The sequence below is a fragment of the Stenotrophomonas sp. GW821-FHT02D01 genome (assembly GCF_059421765.1).
Map to the genome: position 1 here is coordinate 156,683 of NZ_JBWKVP010000005.1, position 18,482 is coordinate 175,164.

Below are 18,482 nucleotides of genomic sequence, written 5' to 3' on the forward strand. Positions count from 1 at the left end.
CGCGCAGGTGCACCGGCCCATGACGGGGGTGTGGCTGCGGCTCAAAGCTCCCTACGCCGGTGCAAACCGGATCAGGTTCCAAGGGACTCTCTCAGCCTGGCAAATCCAGGCACCCCCGCTTCAGGTGACCATTTCACTACAAATGGTACGGATTTGCGAGCTACCGCCCTTCAGCCGGGGTCAGATCCCTTTCCAGCGGAAAGGGATCTGACCCCGGCCGAGCGCATCATCGACGCATGGCGTCGATCTACTGAGTACCCCGGGTGTTTGGTGGCTCGCGGCTCACGCGGCGGCGTGCAGGGCCGCCAGCAGGGCTTGGCCGGGGGCAGTGGCGAACCACGCCGGATGCCCGAGCATGAACGGCTGCCAGGCCACATCGGCGTTCGCGGTCGATCCGGTGACGCCCTCGAAATACTCCACTTCGGACAGAGCGAAGTCGAAATGCACCATCGGCAGCAGGTCGGCCAGCAGGTGCACGCGCGTGGGCGACAGCGGCAGCTCCTGCCGATAGCCGTCCAGCAGGGCCAGGGCGATGTCGATGCGCACAGCATCGGTGCCGCGCTCCAGTTGCAGCCAGGCCACCGCGTTGCGTTCGATCGCCGTGGCCAGGTCGAACAGCGCGCTGGTGGGCGAGGCCAGGCCGAAATCGAGCACCGTGGCAATCGTGCCGTCGTCGTTCCACAGCAGGTTGGAGACGTGCCAGTCGTTGTGCGCCCACAGCCGCGGTTCGTCCTGCAGGCGCGCGGCCAGGCCGTGGTGCCAGGGCAGCACATCGCGGCGCAGCTGTTCTTCCCAGGGAATGCGCGCCAGGTAGCGGGCCAACCCGGGGCGGTTGCCGAGGTCGGCCTTCAGTACGGCGATCGGGTCATCGGCGCGGATCAGGTCGTCGCGTGCCACCAGCAGATGGGTACTGCGCTGCGGTGCGTGGTAGCCGGCTGCCGCGCGGTGCAGCGTGGCCAGCACGCGCCCTGCCTCGTGGGCCTGGGCAATGTCGGTCAGCGGTGACCATGACGGCAGCTCGCGATACAGGTCCTTGCCGGCGCCAACGGCATGCAGTTCGTAGGTCCACTGGCCGTGTTCGAGTGCGGTGCGGCCGTCGTTGCTGGCCAGCACCTGCACCACCGGCATGCCGGCAGTTGCCAGATGCGCGATGAATCGGTGTTCTTCTTCCAGGCTTCCAGCGCTGCGCACACTGCGGTGGTGGCGCTTGATGAAGACCGGACCGCCGGTGCCGTCGATAATGGCCGCGGCCGACAACGGACGCGGGCTGTGCCAGCGCAAGGTGCTGTCCGCGCCCAGCTGCGGAAAGCGGCCACGCAGCCAGATGATCTCCTGCGCGTCGATCGCCGGCCAGTCGGCGGCGACCTCGTCGTTGTTGAGGCCCTGCACGCGATGGGGGGAAGAAGTCATGCCACGGCCGCTGGTGAGTAATGGAACATCCAAGGCTGCGCATTCAACGCCATGGACGCCACAGACGCAAACGGGCGGGTCATCGACCCGCCCGTCAGGGACGCCACGTGCGGCCTGTGGCCGGCGCGCTTACCAGCCGCGATGGCGGCCGCGGTCGTGGTAGTAGCGGTTGTCATGGCGCTCGCGCTGCCAGCGACGGTCATCGCGGCGGTCGTAGCCATAGCCGCGGTTGTAGCCACGGTCATAACGGCGATCGTAGCGACGGTCATAGCGCCCGTCGTAGCGTCGATCATGGCGGTCGGAGGTGGTCAGGTTGCCGATGGCGCCGCCGGCAACCGCGCCGCCGACGGTGGCAGCCGGGTCGCCGTTGGAGATCAGGTGACCCGCCACGCCGCCGACGACGGCACCGACCACGGTGCGCTTGTCCTTCCTCGACATCGCGCTGGCATCACTGACCACGGCCACGCCGGCAAGAAGTGCCAGGGCCATCGCCAGACCACGGAAGCTGAGTGCGGAAGTGCTGAGCATGTTGGGTTCTCCTGTGAGGTGCATGCCACGGTGGGCAGGGAGGGCGCTGGGCGCCCCGGCTGCCGTAGGGACTACGCTGGTGCCCGGACATTGCCGGAACATTGCGCGCGATCCCCGTGCGGCTTGCGCATTCATCTAGCGTCAGGCGGCATGAAGCGAGGCTGAAAGCGCGGCGGCCGCTCAGCTGCCAGAAAGGAAAAGGGCCGCAGTACGCGGCCCTTCCCCTGGTTTCCCCTGCCTGGCCTGGCTCAGTGGCCCATGGCGCGCTGGGCCTGCTTCACCTGCTCCTGCTGGGCGTCCTGCTGCTGCAGGACATTCGGTGCACCGTGCACCGCACCACTGCTGAGTGCCATGCTCTGCTCGCTGGCCGCACGGGTGTCCACCGCCGCGCGGCAGGCAGCCGGGTCACCGGCGGTGCCCTGTACGGCAAACATGCGCTCGCCGTTGGTGCTGGGCACCACCGAATCGATGCGCTGCATGCCGCTGGCCTGCGCTTCCTTGGTCAGTGCAGCGGCGGCGGCCTCCAGTGCATGGCGGTCCTTGAAGGTGCCTGCCGGCAGTCCTTCCATGCCCTTCATGGCCTGGTTGTACATCGGGTTCTGCGGATGGCGCTCGTCATTGAGCAGCGGGCGCTCGCGCGCGTCCTTGATCGCATCCAGCGTCTTCGGGCCGATGATGCCGTCCACTGCCAGACCGTTGTCCTTCTGCAGCTGGCGCACGGCAGCCTCGGTGTTGCGACCGAACTTCCCATCCTCGACCAGCGGCTTGCCGTCGGCACCCACATACCCCAGGTGGCCCAGCTGTTCCTGCGCCCTGCGCACATCCTCGCCGTGCGCACCCTGCTTATGCACTTCGTTGCTGGCCTGCGGCTTTTCCTGCGGGGACGGCTTCGGCTCGGCTGCGCCCTTGGCCTGCGCCTGCTCATGCGCCTGGCTGCGGTTTTCCAGCAGATCGCGTGCCTGGTGCAGCGGATCGGAGGCGAACAGCTTCCAGTTGGGGTGGTCCTTTACCTGCTTGAGGTAATCCTCCACCGGCATGGTATGCACGCCCAGCTTGCCGGTGGACTGGCTGATCAGCAGCTTGTCGGTGTTCGGGTCTCGCACCACCATCACGATGTGGTCGATGCCGTTCCAGTGCTCGTGCTTGGTCTTGGCCGTATCCAGGCCGATCACCATGCCTTCCTTCAGCGCACCCGGCTTGAGGATGTCGTCGCGCTTGAGCAGCACGCCGGAGTCCTTGTAGGCGTCATGCACGATACCGCCGGAGCCGGCGAAGCCCAGCTTGATCTTGTCGGCGTCGGCGAACACCGCATGGCCGGCCTTCTGGTTGATCTCATCCTGGGTCTTGTTGAGCATCGTGCCGACCCAGCCGGAGCAGTCGATGTAGCCTTGCTCGACGTTCTTGCCGGTGACACCCTTGCCACGGTAGTACTGGCTGGATTCGATGTTGATCGCGTACTTGACGTTGTCGTACTTCACGCCGGCGTTGTAGGCCGCATCCAGCGAAATGCCGGGTGCATCGGGCTTGGCGGCAGCAGCCGTGGCGGTAGCGGCGATGGCTGCGGCACCGGCGGCGGCGGCCTGCGCGGCGGGGGTCACGGTCTGCGTCGGTGCGGCCTGCACCGGCGCCGGACGCGCCTGGGCCTCGGTGATCGGCGCGATGTTCTTTTCCGGGATGCTGATCGCGTCGTACTTGCGGTCGTAGTACTGGGCGAAGGTGCTGGCCAGGTCACGATCATTCATCGTGCGCATCTCCGCGCGCGTATGCCCGGTCAGCGCTTCGACGTCACTGCCGATCTGGCCCATGATGCGCGGGCGCATGTTGATCGGATCGCCGTGGCCGTCGCGCACCACGCCGAACGTGCCGGTGGCGATCGCGGTCTGGATCGAACCGTAGCCGGCCGCACCCTGCTGGTGTGCCAGATACAGGTCAAGGCCGCTCGGCTTGTCATCACCGGACAGGTAGGGATGGCCGGTGCGGTCATGGCGCTTTTCCATGTCCGCCAGGTTGCGCTTGAACATCTCCGCTGCCGCTTCGGTGTTGCGGGTCGGGTCGTACTCGTGGCCGGTCAGGCCGTACTGCCTGGCCGACGACGGCAGGAACTGGAACAGGCCCTTGGCATCGGTCTTGTCGTTGTGCGCGCGCTCGTTGAAGCGGCCACCGGTCTCGATGTGGGCAAAGCGCAGGAAGTCCTCGCTGGCGATGCCCTTGCGCTGTGCAACCTGCTCGATGATGTCGAGAACTTCCTTTTTGCTGTAGTCACGTTGTGCCATGACACTTCCTCTGGGGTTGATGGAGCGGCCTTTGCCGCGATACGCCAACCGGACTCATCCGTGAGTCTTCAACATGTCGGTCAACAGGTGCTGCGGGGTGGTGCGTCTTACTTTTCGACGTAGGCCTTGCGGGCGGCGTCGTAGTGGTACTGGCGCGCGTCGGCCGCACCCAGCGCACGGGTCTGGCCCGGGCCGGAAATGGTGGTGCCGGTGGCGGTGACGGTGATGGTGGGCAGGTCGCTGCCGGCGACGGCGCTGAAGGCCAGTGCGCCCCGGTTGCTGACGCACGGCATCACCTGGCCCTCGTCGCAGGCGGCTGAATTGTCTTCGCCGGTGATCACCGTGCCCGCGCTGGCCCAGACCTGGCCGTCTTCGGACTTCTCGTAGTCCGGGTTGAATACCAGCACGGTGTAGCTTTCGATGCTGGTACCGGTAGCGAAGGTGCTGGTCGGCACCGCCAGCACCAGCTTGCCGGCCGGAGTGCGGTATTCCAGCGGCTTGCGCTTGCTGTCGATGTCCGGCGCGGTGCCATAGGCGCCGACGGTACCGATCCACGGTTCGGCGCCCTTGAACACCCAGGGACGATCCGGCTTGTCGCCGGTCAGGGTGAAGGTGGCCTCGGTCAGGGTGACCTGGCTGTCCGGACCGGCTTCGTCTTCGCCGGGCTTGCCGTACTTCTGCGGTGTGTTCCAGGCAAAGCCGGTGTAATAGCGGGTGCCGGCCAGTTCGAAGGCATGGCCGAACCAGAAGGTGGCGACACTGCCATTGGCTACTTCATACGAAACGGCGCCATCGCCGTCGACGTCGTAGATGAAATACAGCACGCTGCCGGCATCGGGGGGCGTGGCGGTGGCCGTGGTGGCGGGTGTGGCGGAGCTCTGCATCGGGGCAACATCCTGTCGTGGCGCGGTGGCGCCCTGTGGTGACGCGGTCGAAGGCGAGGGGGTGCAGGCGCTGGCAAGCAGCGCAACGAGCAGGCCGGCGAACGTCGCACACAGGCGTGGGCGGACACGGGCCAAGCGGGATTCCGGAAGGATCTTCATGCACCTCTCCATGGTTTGCGGGCGTCGGGCAGGAAGGCCAACGCAGAACACGCCCCGCCCTCGATGAGGGGGAACGTCGTGATGAGCCGGTCGATTCCTTCGACCTCGCATAGGAAAACCCATCGGCGCGGATGATGGCACAGATGCGACGGCGATCACAGGGGGGGCAGGGAGGAGCCTCCCGCCAGAGAACTGCGAACGGTGTCTCAGATCCTGCCGTCGCGCAGGTAGTCGAACAGCTCCGCGTCGCCCTTCAGCCCGAGCTTGAGCATGGCGTCACCCTTCTGGCGGCTGATGGTGCTGACGCTCTTGTGCAGCTGCAGCGAGATTTCCTTGACCGTCATGCCGGTGCCGAGCAGCCGCAGCACCTCCACTTCGCGCGGCGACAACGGCTTGCCATCGCCCTCGCGCATGCGCCAGCTGCCGGCTTCCTCCACCCGCTCGCGCAGGCTGCGGCTGATGTAGGACTGGCCGCGATAGACCGCCTGGATCGCCTGCGGCAGTTCATCCATCGACGAACTCTTGTCGACCAGGCCGAGCACGCCGCTGTCGAGCACCATGCGCAGGATCGCCAGGTTGTTGGAGACGCTGAGCATGAGCACCGGCAGGTCGGGATGGCGGCGGCGGATCATGCCGATCATGGCGAAGCCATCGGCCTGCGGGCTGCCAGGCATCGAGTAGTCGGTGACCAGCAGGTCGCAGGGCTGGGTCGTCAGCAGGGTCATCAGCGCCTGGGCGTTGTCGGCCTCGCCAACGACTCGGCCAACGCCGCTGGATTCGATGACGGCGCGGGTACCGATGCGGACCACGGGGTGATCGTCTGCGATGATGATGCGCAAGGTCATGCTCTAGTATGGCCACCGGCACGCCGGACCGCGACCGTCGCGGTCCCTGGCAGGACTTCCAGGAGATCGTTGCAGATGCGCAGCTGGGCGGCTCGTGGACTGATCCTGTTGACGACCCTGCTGGCGCTGCCGGCACTGGCCCAGCCTGCGTCCACGCCGGGGCCGTTGCCGCTCAGCCCCCTGCAGCGCGAGTACCTGGCCGCACATCCTGTTGTCGTTGTTGGACAGTATGACAGTGGCTGGCCTCCTTTTGAGTCGATCCAGGACGGGAAGCAGGTGGGCCTCGGCCCGGACTACCTGACGCTTTCGGCCCGGCAGCTTGGCCTGAAGGTGGAGACGCGCCGTTTTGCGGACTGGCCCTCCGTGCTGGATGCGGCATGTCGCGGCGAAATCGACGTGGTGATGAACATCGCGCTCAGCGCCGAGCGTACCCGTTGCATGGTCTATACCGCCGCCTATGCCGAAGCACCGCTGGCCATGGTTGGACGCCCTCAGGACCTGCGTGCTTCGGAGGCACCTGATCTGGATGGCCTGCGCGTTGTGGTCGAGCAGGACTTCATGACCGGACCGCAGGTGCGTGCGCGGTTCCCAAGGGCACGACAACTTGTCGCAGACAACACGCTGACGGCCTTGCGTATGGTCAGAGACGACAAAGCCGACATTTTCATCGGCAATGCCTACGTCGCGACGGAACTGATCGCCGCCAACGGGTTGAAGGGTGTGGCGTTGCTGCGGCCCAGCGATCTGCCCCCGGAGCAGTTGCATTTCGGTGTGCCCAACAGCAAACAGCCGTTGTCCGAAGCACTGGATTTGGCGCTTGCCGCCGTCAGCGAAGCGCAGCGTGACGCCCTCGCGCAGCGCTGGCTGCCACCGCCGCAGTGGTCGGCGTCGGCGCAGCTGGCATTGAGCCAGGCCGAGAAACGCGTGCTGCAGCAACCCTTGAAGATCGGCTTTGCGCCCAACGCCGCGCCGCTGTCGTTTGCCGACAGGAATGGCAAGCCCAGTGGCCTGACCAACGAATACCTGCAGCGCCTGCTGCAAGCCGGCGCCAATCTGCAGGTCGAAAACAGCCATGACTGGTACGAGGTGCGCGAGAAGGCGCGCCGCGGGGAACTGCAGGCGGTGATCGGCATTCCTGCCGATTCGAACTATCTCGGGCCGGAATGGGTGTTCAGCCAGCCCTTCATCACCGTTCCCAATGTGATTGTCACCCGCACTGACAGTCCGTCGATGCTGGGTTTGTCGGACCTGGACGGCAAGCGCGTGCTGTTGTCCGATCCCGAGCGCATCCGTGGCTACGTGCAGCATCAGGCACCGTCGGTGAAGATCGTTGCCGCGCGCAGCGCCGAGCAGGCCCTGCAACGCTTGGCCGATGGCGAGGCCGATGCCTACGTGGGCAACCTGGCGCTGGTCGACCAGCTGCTGCGCAACCGCTTTCCGGGGCGCCTGCAACTGGCCGCGCCAGCCGGGTTCAACGACCAGCTGGCGCTGGCGGTGGAGCGTCGCCATGCGGCATTGGCCACCACCTTCGACCGCCTGCTGCTGCAGATGGGGCCGCGCCGGCGCGAGGCCCTGCGCGGCGATTGGTTGTCGGTGGAATACCGCGATGGAGTGGACTGGCGCACCCTGCTGCGCTGGGGCCTTCCCCTGCTGCTGGTGCTGACCACTGCTGTGGCAATGCATGGGCTGGGGCACTGGCGGTTGCGCCGCGAAGTGGCTGGCCGTCGCGAGCTGGAGCAGCGCCTGGCCGAGGTGACCGACAACCTGCCTGCCATCGTCTACCAGGCCCGGCGCGAAGCAGACGGCACCCTGAGCTTCCCCTTCATTGCCGGCGATGTGCAGTCGATGTTCGGCATCAGCCGGCAGCAGGCGGAGTCGGACGGGCAGGCGCTGCTGGCATGCATCGATGCCGACGACCGCGAAAAGGTGCTGCGTGCGATGGAGCTGGCGGCGCGCAATTTTGCCCCGCTGTCCTTCGAGTTCCGTATCCATCGCGACGGAAGTGCGCCCTGCTGGGTGCGCAGCCAGGCGCACCCGTATTCAACCGAAGCAGGCGCGGTAACCTGGAGTGGTTACTGGGTGGACGTGAGCCAGGCGCGCGCGCAGGCCGACGCGTTGGCCGCGGCGAAGGTCGAAGCCGAGCAGGCTGCGGCAGCGAAATCGCGCTTCCTGGCCACCATGAGCCATGAAATCCGCACACCGATGAGCGGTGTGCTGGGCATGCTGGAAGTGCTGGCGCATTCGCCGCTGGACGCCGAACAGCAACGCATCCTCGGCGTGATCGAAGACTCAGCGCAGATGCTGCGGCAGATCCTGGACGACATCCTCGACTATTCGCGGATGGAAGCGGGTGCGCTGCGCCTGGAGCCGGTGCCGCTGCCGGTGCGGCCACTGCTGGAGGGGGTGCATCGATTGCTGTTGCCGCAGGCCACGGCGCGGGGCCTGGACCTGCAGCTGGACATCGACGAACAGCTGGCACAGGCCCATGAGGTGGACGGCGTGCGCCTGCGCCAGATCGTGTTCAACCTGCTCAGCAATGCCATCAAGTTCACCGTGAAGGGCTCGGTGCGGCTGCAGCTGGAAGTGTTGGGGCCTACTGCCGAGGATGGCAGCCAGCCGCTGCGCCTGAGCGTCACCGACACCGGCATCGGCATCGCGCCGGAGCAGCTGCCGACCCTGTTTGAACCCTTCACCCAGGCCGGCGCGTACATCCAGCGCGACCATGGGGGCACCGGGCTGGGCCTGAGCATCTGCCGGCGCCTGGTGCAGAAGATGGACGGCGAACTGAAGCTGGAAAGCACGCTGGGCGAAGGAACGCGGGTTGACGTGCTGCTGTCGCTGGTGGAGGCGCGCAGCGAGGATGTGATCGCGCTGCAGGCCGAGCACCAGCAGATCGCCCTGCTGCCCCCTGATCTGCGCCAGGCACGGGTGATGATCATTGAAGACCATCCCACCAACCAGGCGATGATGGCCTGGCGCCTGCAGCAGCTGGGCGTGCCGCATGTGCTGGTCGATGACGGGCAGCAGGCACTGGACCGGCTGGCGGAGGAATCCTTCGATCTGGTCATCACCGACTGCCGCATGCCGGTGCTGGATGGATTTGGTTTCACCCGCCTGCTGCGCGAGCGCGAGGGGCGCAACGGCCAGCCGCGCATGCCGGTGCTGGCGCTGACCGCCAGCGTGCTTGACGATGACGCACGCCGCTGCCGCGAAGCTGGCATGGACGACGTGCTGGCCAAGCCGTTGTCGCTGGCGACGCTGCGGCAGGCACTGCTGCGCTGGTTGCCGCGCGCCGAGGGTGCTGAAGATGACCCGGCCACCGTGGACAGCGATGACGATGAGTCCGATGGCGACGCGGGGCTACCCGACCTGGCGACCCTGCAACGGCGCTTCGGTTCGCGCGAGATCGCCCGGCAGCTGCACGACAGCCTGGTCAAGGCCAGCAACGAGGACATCGCGGCCCTGCAGCGCGCGCTGCACGAAGGCGACCGGGTGACGGCCGCGCTGCACCTGCATCGGCAGGCCGGTGCGCTGGGCGCGGTGGGTGCACGTAGCCTGGCCGATCGCGCCAACGCGCTGGTGGAACGGTTGCAGGCCGCAGGCGATGCGGAGATCGCATCGACGATCGCCGACGCGGGGCAGTTCGTGGCGCATCTGCAGCACCAGCTGCAGCGCCTGGCTCACTGAGCCGCGTGTTCCTGCAGGTAGGCAATCACCAGTGCGCGACGCTCCGGGCTGGGGAACGCGTTGAACATGCGCGTACCGGGCACCAGATGGGTGGGCGACTGCAGGAAGGTGTCCAGGGTCTGCGCACTCCACACGAAGTCGGCGCGGCGCATGCCCTGCGAATATCCGTAGTCGGGCAGGCTGCCCGCACGGCGGCCGATCACCCCATGCAGATTGGGACCGAAACGATGGATGCCGCCCGCCTTGACGGTGTGGCAGCCGGCACACAGTTCGAACGCCTGCTGCATGGCCTGCTGGCGCGCCTGTTCGGGCGTACTGGGCGCAGCCGGCGGGCGCTGGCACGCACTGGCGACCAGGATCGTGGCAACAACGGGAAGCAAGCGATGGGCACGCATGGACGAGCAGGATAGCGGGCGCACGCGCCGTGGGGCTGCGACCGGTAGTCGCAGCCCCATCGCCGGTCACATGCCGGAGTAGTTCGGTCCGCCGCCGCCCTGCGGGGTCACCCAGACGATGTTCTGGGTCGGATCCTTGATGTCGCAGGTCTTGCAGTGCACGCAGTTCTGCGCGTTGATCTGCAGCCGCGCATCGTTGCCGTCGCCGACGAATTCGTACACGCCCGCCGGGCAGTAGCGCGCTTCCGGACCGGCGTACTCGGCCAGGTTCACCTTCACCGGGATGCTCGCATCCTTCAGCGTCAGGTGGCTGGGCTGGTTCTCGTCGTGGTTGGTGCTGCTGAGGAACACCGAGCTGAGGCGGTCGAAGGTCAGCACGCCATCGGGCTTGGGATAGGCAATGCGCGTGTGCTTGGATGCCGGCTCCAGGCAGGCGTGGTCCGGGATGCTGTGGCGCAGGGTCCACGGTGGGTTGCGCACGCCCAGCTTCGGCAGCAGCCACTGCTCGATGCCGGTCATCAGCGTGGCCACGGTCTGGCCCTTCTTGAACCACTGCTTGAAGTTCTTGGACAGCTTCAGTTCGTCGTGCAGCCAGCTGGTTTCAAAGGCGGCCGGGTAGGCGCTGAGCTCATCGTGCTGGCGATCGGCCACCAGCGCGTCGAAGGCGGCATCGGCGCACAGCATGCCGGTCTTGATCGCGGCGTGGCTGCCCTTGATGCGGCTGACGTTGAGGTAGCCGGCTTCGCAGCCGACCAGCGCGCCGCCCGGGAACACGGTCTTGGGCAGCGACATCAGGCCGCCCGCAGTGATCGCACGCGCGCCGTAGCCGATGCGGGTGCCGCCTTCCAGATGCTTGCGGATCGACGGATGGGTCTTGAAGCGCTGGAATTCCTCGAACGGGCTCAGCCAGGGGTTCTTGTAGTCCAGGCCGACCACGTAGCCGATGGCGACCTTGCCGCCGTCGGCGTGGTACAGGAAGGCACCGCCGTAGGTGTCGGTATCCAGCGGCCAGCCGGCGGCGTGCACCACCAGGCCCGGCTCATGCTTGGCCGGGTCGATCTGCCACAGTTCCTTGATGCCGATGCCGTAGGCCTGCGGATCCTTGCCTTCGTCCAGCTTGAAACGGCTGATCAGCTGGCGGCCGAGGTGGCCGCGCGCGCCTTCGGCGAACACCGTGTACTTCGCATGCAGGGCCATGCCGCGCTCGAAGGCCGGACCGATCGTGCCGTCCTTTTCGATGCCCATGTCGCCGGTAGCCACGCCGATCACCGCGCCGTCATCGCCGTACAGCACTTCGGCGGCGGCGAAGCCCGGGAAGATCGCCACTTCCAGCGCCTCGGCCTGCTGCGCCAGCCAGCGGGTGACTTCGCCCAGGCTGATGATGTAGTTGCCTTCGTTGTGGAAGCACTCGGGCAACAGCGCGTGCGGGGTGGTGCGCGCGCCGGTCTCGCTGAGGAACAGGAACTCGTCGCGGGTGACCTTCTGCTTCAGCGGTGCGCCGCGCTCGGCCCAGTCCGGGAACAGTTCGGTCAGCGCGCGCGGGTCCATCACCGCGCCGGACAGCACGTGCGCGCCGGGTTCGGAGCCCTTTTCCAGCACGCATACCGACAGTTCGCGGCCGGCGTCGATCGCACGTTGGCGCAGGCGGATCGCGGTGGCCAGGCCGGCCGGGCCGGCACCGACGACGACCACGTCGAATTCCATGACTTCACGCGGGGGCAGGGCGTTGGCTTCAGCACTCATCGATTGCATGACTCGTGGGTAGTGCCGGCATCGGGGCCACCGGCGGTTGCCTGGGAATCGCGCGTGCAGCCACGGGCGAAACGGTTGTTTGAATGTGTCAGGGTACCGGGACGGGCGTGATCGAGCTAGATCGCCGATGTTCACATCGCAATTGCTGCAATGCAGCGTAATGCGCGTGGTCTGGCAGGTGCCAACCTTGGTTGGCGTGAGCGGAAACACCAGCGCCGACCAAGGTCGGCCTCTACCCGCACACCAACGCCGCCCGGATGGCCGACAATGGCGGCAGTCCCGACTGCGTGTGAGTGCCATGGCTTTGGATCCGTACGACCTGTTCGATGTCCGTTCCCTGCTCAGCGAGGAAGAGCGCGCGGTACAGGAGAGCGTGGCCCGCTTCACCAACGAGCGCGTGCTGCCGATCATCGGTGATGCCTTCGACCAGGCACGGTTCCCGTCGGAACTGGTGCCGGAGATCGCCGCGCTTGGGCTGCTCGGCGCCATGCTGCCGGCCGAGTACGGCGGCGGCGACCTTGGCGCGGTCAGTTACGGGCTGATCTGTCAGGAGCTGGAGCGGGGTGATTCGGGCCTGCGCAGCTTCGTGTCGGTGCAGAGCTCGCTGTGCATGTACCCGATCTTTGCTTACGGCAGCGAAGAACAGCGCCGGCAATGGTTGCCGGCGATGGCCCGCGGTGAATTGATCGGCTGTTTCGGCCTGACCGAGGCACATGGTGGTTCCGACCCGGCCAGCATGAAGACCCGCGCGGTGCGCGATGGCAGCGACTGGCGCATCAACGGCAGCAAGATGTGGATCACCAGCGGACCGGTGGCTGACCTGGCCATCGTCTGGGCACAGACCGAAGACGGCATCCAGGGCTTCGTGCTGGAGAAGGGCATGCCCGGTTTCACCACGCAGGAGATCAAGCACAAGATGAGCCTGCGCGCGTCGCTGACCGGCGCGCTGTTCTTCGACGACGTACGCGTGCCCGACAGCCACCGCCTGCCGAACGTTAAGGGGCTGAAGGGGCCGCTGGGCTGCCTGACCCAGGCGCGTTTCGGCATCAGCTGGGGCCCGATCGGCTCGGCCATCGCCTGCCTGGATGAAGCGCTGGGGTATGCCAAGGAGCGCGTGCTGTTCGGCCGTCCGCTGGCGGCCACGCAGAGCGCGCAGATCAAGCTGGCCGACATGGCCCGGCGCATCACCATGGCGCAGCTGCTGGCGTTGCAGCTCGGCCGACTGAAGGAAGCCGGGCAGGTGCAACCGCAGCAGGTCAGCCTGGCCAAGTGGAACAACTGCCGCATGGCGATCGACATCGCCCGCGAATGCCGCGACCTGCTGGGCGGCGCCGGCATCACCACCGAGCACGTGGCGATCCGCCATGCGCTGAACCTGGAATCGGTGATCACCTATGAAGGCACCGAGACCGTGCACCAGCTGGTGATCGGCCGCGAGCTGACCGGCATCAACGCGTTCTGAGCGGGGTGGGGAACAGCCATCCACGCATGGCGTGGATCTACTGAGCGGCTGTTGGGTCCGCCTTGAAGCGAGCCGAGCACCGCAGGTCCGGCGGGGGCGAAGAGGCGCGGGTGTCTGAGCGCAGCACCGGCTCGCGGATGGCGGCGCGTTTCTTTGGTTACTTTCTTGATGGCGCACATCCATGTGCGCCACCCTACGGGCCGGCTACGCCGTTCCGCGCTGCTCCTGCAGCGCGGTGTGCGAGCAAAGAAAGTGACAAACGCGAACTACGCCCCGCCGGCAAACCCATGCTGGCGCCACGCCTCGTACATCATCACCGCAACGGTGTTGGACAGGTTGAGGCTGCGGTTGTCCGGCTGCATCGGCAGGCGCAGCCGGCGACCATCGGGCAGGGCATCAAGCACGTCCTGCGGCAGGCCACGACTTTCCGGGCCGAACAGAAAGGCATCACCGTCGTCGAACGCCACGCTGTCATAGCGGACGCTGGCACGCGTACTCAGGGCGAACAACCGCTTCGGTGCGATCCGCGCCAGCGCAGTGTCCAGGTCCGGATGCACCTGCAGGCGCGAGTACTCGTGGTAGTCCAGGCCGGCGCGCTTGAGCTGCTTGTCTTCCAGTGCGAAGCCGAGCGGCTCGACCAGGTGCAGCTGCGCGCCGGTGTTGGCGCAGAGCCGGATCACATTGCCCGTGTTGGGCGGGATTTCCGGTTGGAACAGGATCACGTGGAACTGGGGCGCGGCATTCATCGGCGCAGTGTACCTGCGACGGCGGCCGCCTTTACGACGCACGCCCCGCGCGGGGCAGGGCGGACGTCGCTTACGGGCGCAGCAGGACCTGGGCGGTTTCGGCAGCGAAGGCCTGCAGCTGGGCGGCGCTCGGACGCACCTGCAGGGCCGGCAGGTTGACGATCACCTGGTTGGCAACGCTGGTGGCGGCCGCTGCCAGGGTGGCGGCGTAGCGCTGGGCTTCCTGCTCGGCAGCCAGGGCGACACGCTGTTCCAGGCTCGGGCGCACTTCAACCGAGGCCAGGGTGGTGATCGGCAGCGCGGCGGCGACCGGGCTGGCGATGAAGCCGTCGCGCTCGGCCAGCTGGTCGACGCTGGGGCGCACTTCGACAGTGGCCAGGGTCGGGATGCCGCTGGCCTGTTCCCAGGCCTGCTGGACCAGCTGGTCGGCGGCCGGGCGGACCTGCACGGTGGACAGGGTCTTGATGGATTCGGAGGCCTGCACCGACGAAACAACCGCGGTGCCGGCGATCAGGGCGATGGCGATGGCAATGGTCTTGGCGTTCATGACGGGGCCTGTTTAGTGTTTGTGAGCAGTGGTGTGGTAGTAAGGTAGAACACCAGTTCTGGGGATGCAAGCGGAATTTTCGATTTCCTGCTTTTGTTCAGTCTTCAGTCAGCTTTCGTCTGAAGCCCTTCCTGGCGCAGGAAGTACAAAGCAATCCCCGTGCCAACTTTTAGTCGTTGATTCATAAGGGTTTTATGACTCGCCGAAAGTGTCCGCAGGGCGGACACCTGTCCATTCGGGGGGCTGCGGACACTGTCCGGACGTGAATCACCGCCGTTCGTGACCCGGGAACGGCCAATCACGAAGGCCGATGGGCCGATCACCCCCAGTGACTGGTGGCCGATACCGGTGGCCGCACGCCCGCGCTAGGATCGGGATTCACCTATGTGACCAAGGACCCGGATATGTCGCTCACCCTGCGCCCGCGCGCCGCGCTGCTCGCTGTTGCTCTCAGTACTGCTCTCGGCACGCTTGCGCCGACCTACGCGCTGGCGGCCAAGCCGGCCGCGACCAGCAAGGTCGATATCCCGTTCGAGCAGTTCACCCTGCCCAACGGCCTGCGGGTGGTGGTGCATACCGATCGCAAGGCACCGATCGTTGCGGTCAACATCTGGTACCACGTCGGCAGCAAGGACGAGCCCGCCGGCCGTACCGGCTTCGCGCATCTGTTTGAACACCTGATGTTCCAGAGCAGCGAGAACCACGACGGCGAGTACTTCGAACCCTTCAAGCAGGTGGGTGCGACCGGCCAGAACGGCACCACCAATACCGACCGCACCAACTATTTCGAGAACGTGCCGACCACCGCGCTGGACATGGCGCTGTGGATGGAATCGGACCGCATGGGCCATCTGGTTGGCGCGATCGACCAGGCTGCGCTCGACGAACAGCGTGGCGTGGTGCAGAACGAGAAGCGCCAGGGCGAGAACCAGCCCTATGGCCAGGTGTGGGAACAGCTCAACCGCGCGCTGTATCCGGTGGGCCACCCGTACCACCACAGCGTGATCGGCTCGATGAACGATCTCAACGCCGCTTCGCTGGACGACGTCAAGACCTGGTTCCGCACCTGGTACGGCCCGAACAACGCGGTACTGGTGCTGGCCGGTGACATCGACCTGGCCACCGCCAAGGAAAAGGCCGCCAAGTACTTCGGCAGCATCCCGGCCGGCCCGACGATGGCGCAGCCGAAGGTGGACGTTGCCAAGCGCCCGGCCGACACCCGCGAGGTGATGACCGACAAGGTGCCGCAGGCGCGCATCTACCGTGCTTGGAACGTGGCCCAGGTCGGCACCACCGACGTCGACCAGCTGCAGCTGCTCGCCTATGTGCTCGGCGGCGCCAAGTCTTCGCGCCTGAGCCAGCGCCTGCAGCACCAGGACAAGCTGGTCGACAACATCAGCGCCGGCGCCTACGCCTCGCAGCTCGGTTCCAACTTCATGGTGATGGCCACGGTGAAGCAGGGCCAGGATCCGGCCAAGGTCGAAAAGATCATCGATGAGGAAATCGAGCGCCTGCTCAAGGATGGCCCGACCGCCGAAGAACTGGCACGCGCCAAGACCGGCTCGCGCGCGGCGTTCATCCGTGGCATCGAGCGCATCGGCGGCTTCGGTGGCAAGGCCGATGCGCTGGCCGAGTGCACGGTCTACACCGGCGACCCGGGCTGCTTCCGCACCTCGCTGGCCAACATCGACAAGGCCACCGCTGCCGACCTCAAGCGCCTGGGCGCGCAGTGGCTGGACAAGGGCAGCCACACCCTGGTGGTCGAGCCGGGTGAACGCGTGGCGCTGAAGGAAGACCCCTCGCAGGCGCCGAAGCCGTTCAACGTGCCGGCGGTCGACAGCAGGTACAGCACCCTGCCCGAGCAGGTGGACCGCAAGGCCGGCGTGCCGCAGACCCGCGAGTTCCCGCAGCTGAAGTTCCCGGCCCTGCAGCGCGCCACGCTGAAGAACGGCACCCAGGTGGTGCTGGCCGAGCGCCATGAAATTCCGGTGGTGCAGTTCAGCTACCAGTTCCCGGGCGGCTTCACCGCTGACCAGGGCCGCAAGCCGGGCACCGCCAACTTCACCATGAGCCTGATGACCGAGGGCGCCGGCAAGCTGGGGTCGCTGGCCTTCGCCGATGCAGCCGATGCGCTGGGTGCGGACCTTGATGCTTCCGCCGGCCTGGATTCGGTGGATGTGGAACTGTCCGCGCTGAAGGAGAACCTGGTGCCGTCGTTGGCGCTGTATGCCAGCCTGCTGCGCGAGCCGCGCTTCGAGCAGAGCGAGATCGACCGGGTCAAGGCGACCTGGATCGCCGGCATCCAGCAGGAGAAGGTCAACCCGGGTGCGGTAGCGATGCGCGTGCTGCCGCCGCTGCTGTACGGCAAGGGCCACCCGTACGCGATCCCGTTCACCGGCAGCGGTGACGAAGCGGCGATCAGCAGCCTGGGCCGCGAGGACCTGGTCGACTTCCACCGCGACTGGCTGCGTCCGCAGGACGGCACCCTGATCGTGGTTGGCGATACCACCCTGGCCGAGATCGTGCCGCTGCTGGACAAGCAGCTGGGCGACTGGAAGGCCACCGGTGATGCGCCGACGATCAAGGCCACCACCGCCGTGGCGCTGCCGAAGAGCCCGCGCGTGTTCCTGATCGACCAGCCGGGCGCGGTGCAGGCCAACCTGTTCGCCGGCCAGGTCGTGCCGCCGTCCAGCGATGCCAGCTCGACCCGCTTCGACATCGCCAACGGCGTGATCGGTGGTGACTTCACTTCGCGCCTGAACATGAACCTGCGCGAGGACAAGCACTGGTCCTACGGTGCTCGCACCAGCGCCAGCAACACCGTGGGCCAGCGCCCGTGGATGGCGATGGCACCGGTGCAGATCGACAAGACCGGCCCGGCCATGGCGGAAATGCGCAAGGAGATCGCCGAGTTCGCCAACGGCAGCAAGCCGGCGACCGACGCGGAAGTGGCGCGCATCCGCAACATCCAGACGCTGAGCCTGCCCGGCGCCTACGAGACCGCCAGCGCGGTGGCCGCGACCATCGGTACGATCGTGCAGTTCAAGCGCCCGGACGACTACGTGCTGCGCCGCAAGGCCGAGATCGAAGCGATGACCCCGGCACAGGTGCAGCAGGCGGCAGCGGAAATCAAGCCGCAGGCGCTGACCTGGGTGGTGGTGGGCGACCTCAAGCAGACCGAAGCGGCCGTGCGCGCCTTGAACCTGGGCGAAGTGACCGTGATCGATGCCGAAGGCAACCCGGTCAAGAAATAAGGGATGTGCCTGCCCGCTCCGGCGGGCAGGCCTCCGGTGGTAGTGCCGGCCGCTGGCCGGCAACCTCACGATGGGGGCTCACCGGCTATCCCTGATTCAGACGGTTCAGGCACACTCCTGACATTCCCTTCCAGGATCCTGCCCATGCGCGTTCTGCTGCTGTCGTCCCTGTTGCTCACCGTCACCGCCTGCACCTGGGTGCCGATCGAACCGGCCGGCAAGGCGACCCGCGTGCTGCCGGCAGGCCCGGTACCGGCCGGCTGCATCTCCAAGGGCGAAGTAGTGGTGACCGTGAAGAGCAAGGTCGGCTTCTACAACCGCAACCCGCTGCGCGTGCAGGAAGAGCTGGAAACCCTGGCCCGCAACGAGGCCCCGACCACCGGCGCCAACGCCGTGCAGGCCGCTGCGGCCCCTGCCGATGGCAGCCAGCGCTTTGCCGCCTTCCAGTGCCCGCCGCGCTGAATCCTTCACCATACGGCCAAGGCTGAATTCGTAAAGATGCGGTGAAGGCCCGGGGGGTTATAGAATAGCGCCCCCTTT

General features: G+C 66.8%; 13 protein-coding genes and 1 riboswitch. Of the genes, 4 read left to right on the plus strand and 9 right to left on the minus strand.

The window, feature by feature from the left end; translation table 11 throughout:
* Nucleotides 1–31: 31 nt before the first annotated feature.
* Nucleotides 32–127, minus strand: a riboswitch (TPP riboswitch).
* A 155-nt stretch (nucleotides 128–282) separates the two neighbouring features.
* From AC07UW_RS12300 to AC07UW_RS12320, 5 genes are all read right to left on the minus strand, one after another.
* Complete coding sequence (locus tag AC07UW_RS12300; protein ID WP_223497457.1) at nucleotides 283–1,410, minus strand: phosphotransferase enzyme family protein; 1,128 nt, start codon at nucleotides 1,408–1,410, stop codon at nucleotides 283–285.
* 129 nt (nucleotides 1,411–1,539) lie between these two features.
* Complete coding sequence (locus AC07UW_RS12305; protein ID WP_025875877.1) at nucleotides 1,540–1,938, minus strand: glycine zipper 2TM domain-containing protein; 399 nt, start codon at nucleotides 1,936–1,938, stop codon at nucleotides 1,540–1,542.
* 248 nt (nucleotides 1,939–2,186) lie between these two features.
* The gene (locus tag AC07UW_RS12310) at nucleotides 2,187–4,211 is read right to left on the minus strand and encodes a peptidoglycan-binding protein (RefSeq protein ID WP_223497458.1); all 2,025 of its coding nucleotides are present in this window, start codon (nucleotides 4,209–4,211) and stop codon (nucleotides 2,187–2,189) included.
* Between the two features lie 107 nt (nucleotides 4,212–4,318).
* Nucleotides 4,319–5,254 (minus strand): hypothetical protein, encoded by a 936-nt coding sequence (locus AC07UW_RS12315; RefSeq protein ID WP_032978087.1) that lies wholly within the window; start codon nucleotides 5,252–5,254, stop codon nucleotides 4,319–4,321.
* Between the two features lie 206 nt (nucleotides 5,255–5,460).
* The gene (locus AC07UW_RS12320) at nucleotides 5,461–6,099 is read right to left on the minus strand and encodes a response regulator (protein WP_025875871.1); all 639 of its coding nucleotides are present in this window, start codon (nucleotides 6,097–6,099) and stop codon (nucleotides 5,461–5,463) included.
* 75 nt (nucleotides 6,100–6,174) lie between these two features.
* On the opposite strand from AC07UW_RS12320, the gene AC07UW_RS12325 reads away from it, so the two are divergent.
* Nucleotides 6,175–9,786 (plus strand): ATP-binding protein, encoded by a 3,612-nt coding sequence (locus AC07UW_RS12325; RefSeq protein WP_223497459.1) that lies wholly within the window; start codon nucleotides 6,175–6,177, stop codon nucleotides 9,784–9,786.
* Here the strand turns inward: AC07UW_RS12325 and AC07UW_RS12330 are convergent.
* Nucleotides 9,780–10,181, minus strand: a complete 402-nt coding sequence (locus AC07UW_RS12330) for a c-type cytochrome (RefSeq protein WP_223497460.1) — start codon at nucleotides 10,179–10,181, stop codon at nucleotides 9,780–9,782. The two genes, AC07UW_RS12325 and AC07UW_RS12330, sit on opposite strands and share 7 nt — an antisense overlap.
* A gap of 66 nt (nucleotides 10,182–10,247) precedes the next feature.
* Nucleotides 10,248–11,924 (minus strand): electron transfer flavoprotein-ubiquinone oxidoreductase, encoded by a 1,677-nt coding sequence (locus AC07UW_RS12335; protein ID WP_025875865.1) that lies wholly within the window; start codon nucleotides 11,922–11,924, stop codon nucleotides 10,248–10,250.
* 307 nt (nucleotides 11,925–12,231) lie between these two features.
* Here AC07UW_RS12335 and AC07UW_RS12340 point away from each other — a divergent pair, with 307 nt between their 5' ends.
* Nucleotides 12,232–13,395, plus strand: a complete 1,164-nt coding sequence (locus AC07UW_RS12340; protein WP_223497461.1) for an acyl-CoA dehydrogenase family protein — start codon at nucleotides 12,232–12,234, stop codon at nucleotides 13,393–13,395.
* 266 nt (nucleotides 13,396–13,661) lie between these two features.
* Here AC07UW_RS12340 and AC07UW_RS12345 read toward each other — a convergent pair whose 3' ends face one another.
* Both AC07UW_RS12345 and AC07UW_RS12350 read right to left on the minus strand, forming a co-directional pair.
* Nucleotides 13,662–14,141, minus strand: a complete 480-nt coding sequence (locus AC07UW_RS12345) for a tRNA (cytidine(34)-2'-O)-methyltransferase (RefSeq protein WP_080150319.1) — start codon at nucleotides 14,139–14,141, stop codon at nucleotides 13,662–13,664.
* A gap of 70 nt (nucleotides 14,142–14,211) precedes the next feature.
* Nucleotides 14,212–14,688: an XAC0231 family protein gene (locus AC07UW_RS12350; protein WP_025875859.1), complete on the minus strand. Its 477-nt coding sequence runs from the start codon at nucleotides 14,686–14,688 to the stop codon at nucleotides 14,212–14,214.
* A gap of 404 nt (nucleotides 14,689–15,092) precedes the next feature.
* On the opposite strand from AC07UW_RS12350, the gene AC07UW_RS12355 reads away from it, so the two are divergent.
* Nucleotides 15,093–17,942 carry a M16 family metallopeptidase gene (locus AC07UW_RS12355; RefSeq protein WP_059063196.1) on the plus strand — a complete coding sequence of 950 codons (2,850 nt, stop codon included), beginning with the start codon at nucleotides 15,093–15,095 and terminating at the stop codon, nucleotides 17,940–17,942.
* 144 nt (nucleotides 17,943–18,086) lie between these two features.
* A complete protein-coding gene (locus AC07UW_RS12360; protein WP_025875855.1) occupies nucleotides 18,087–18,404 on the plus strand; it encodes a DUF4156 domain-containing protein in 318 nt (105 codons plus the stop codon).
* Nucleotides 18,405–18,482: the final 78 nt, after the last annotated feature.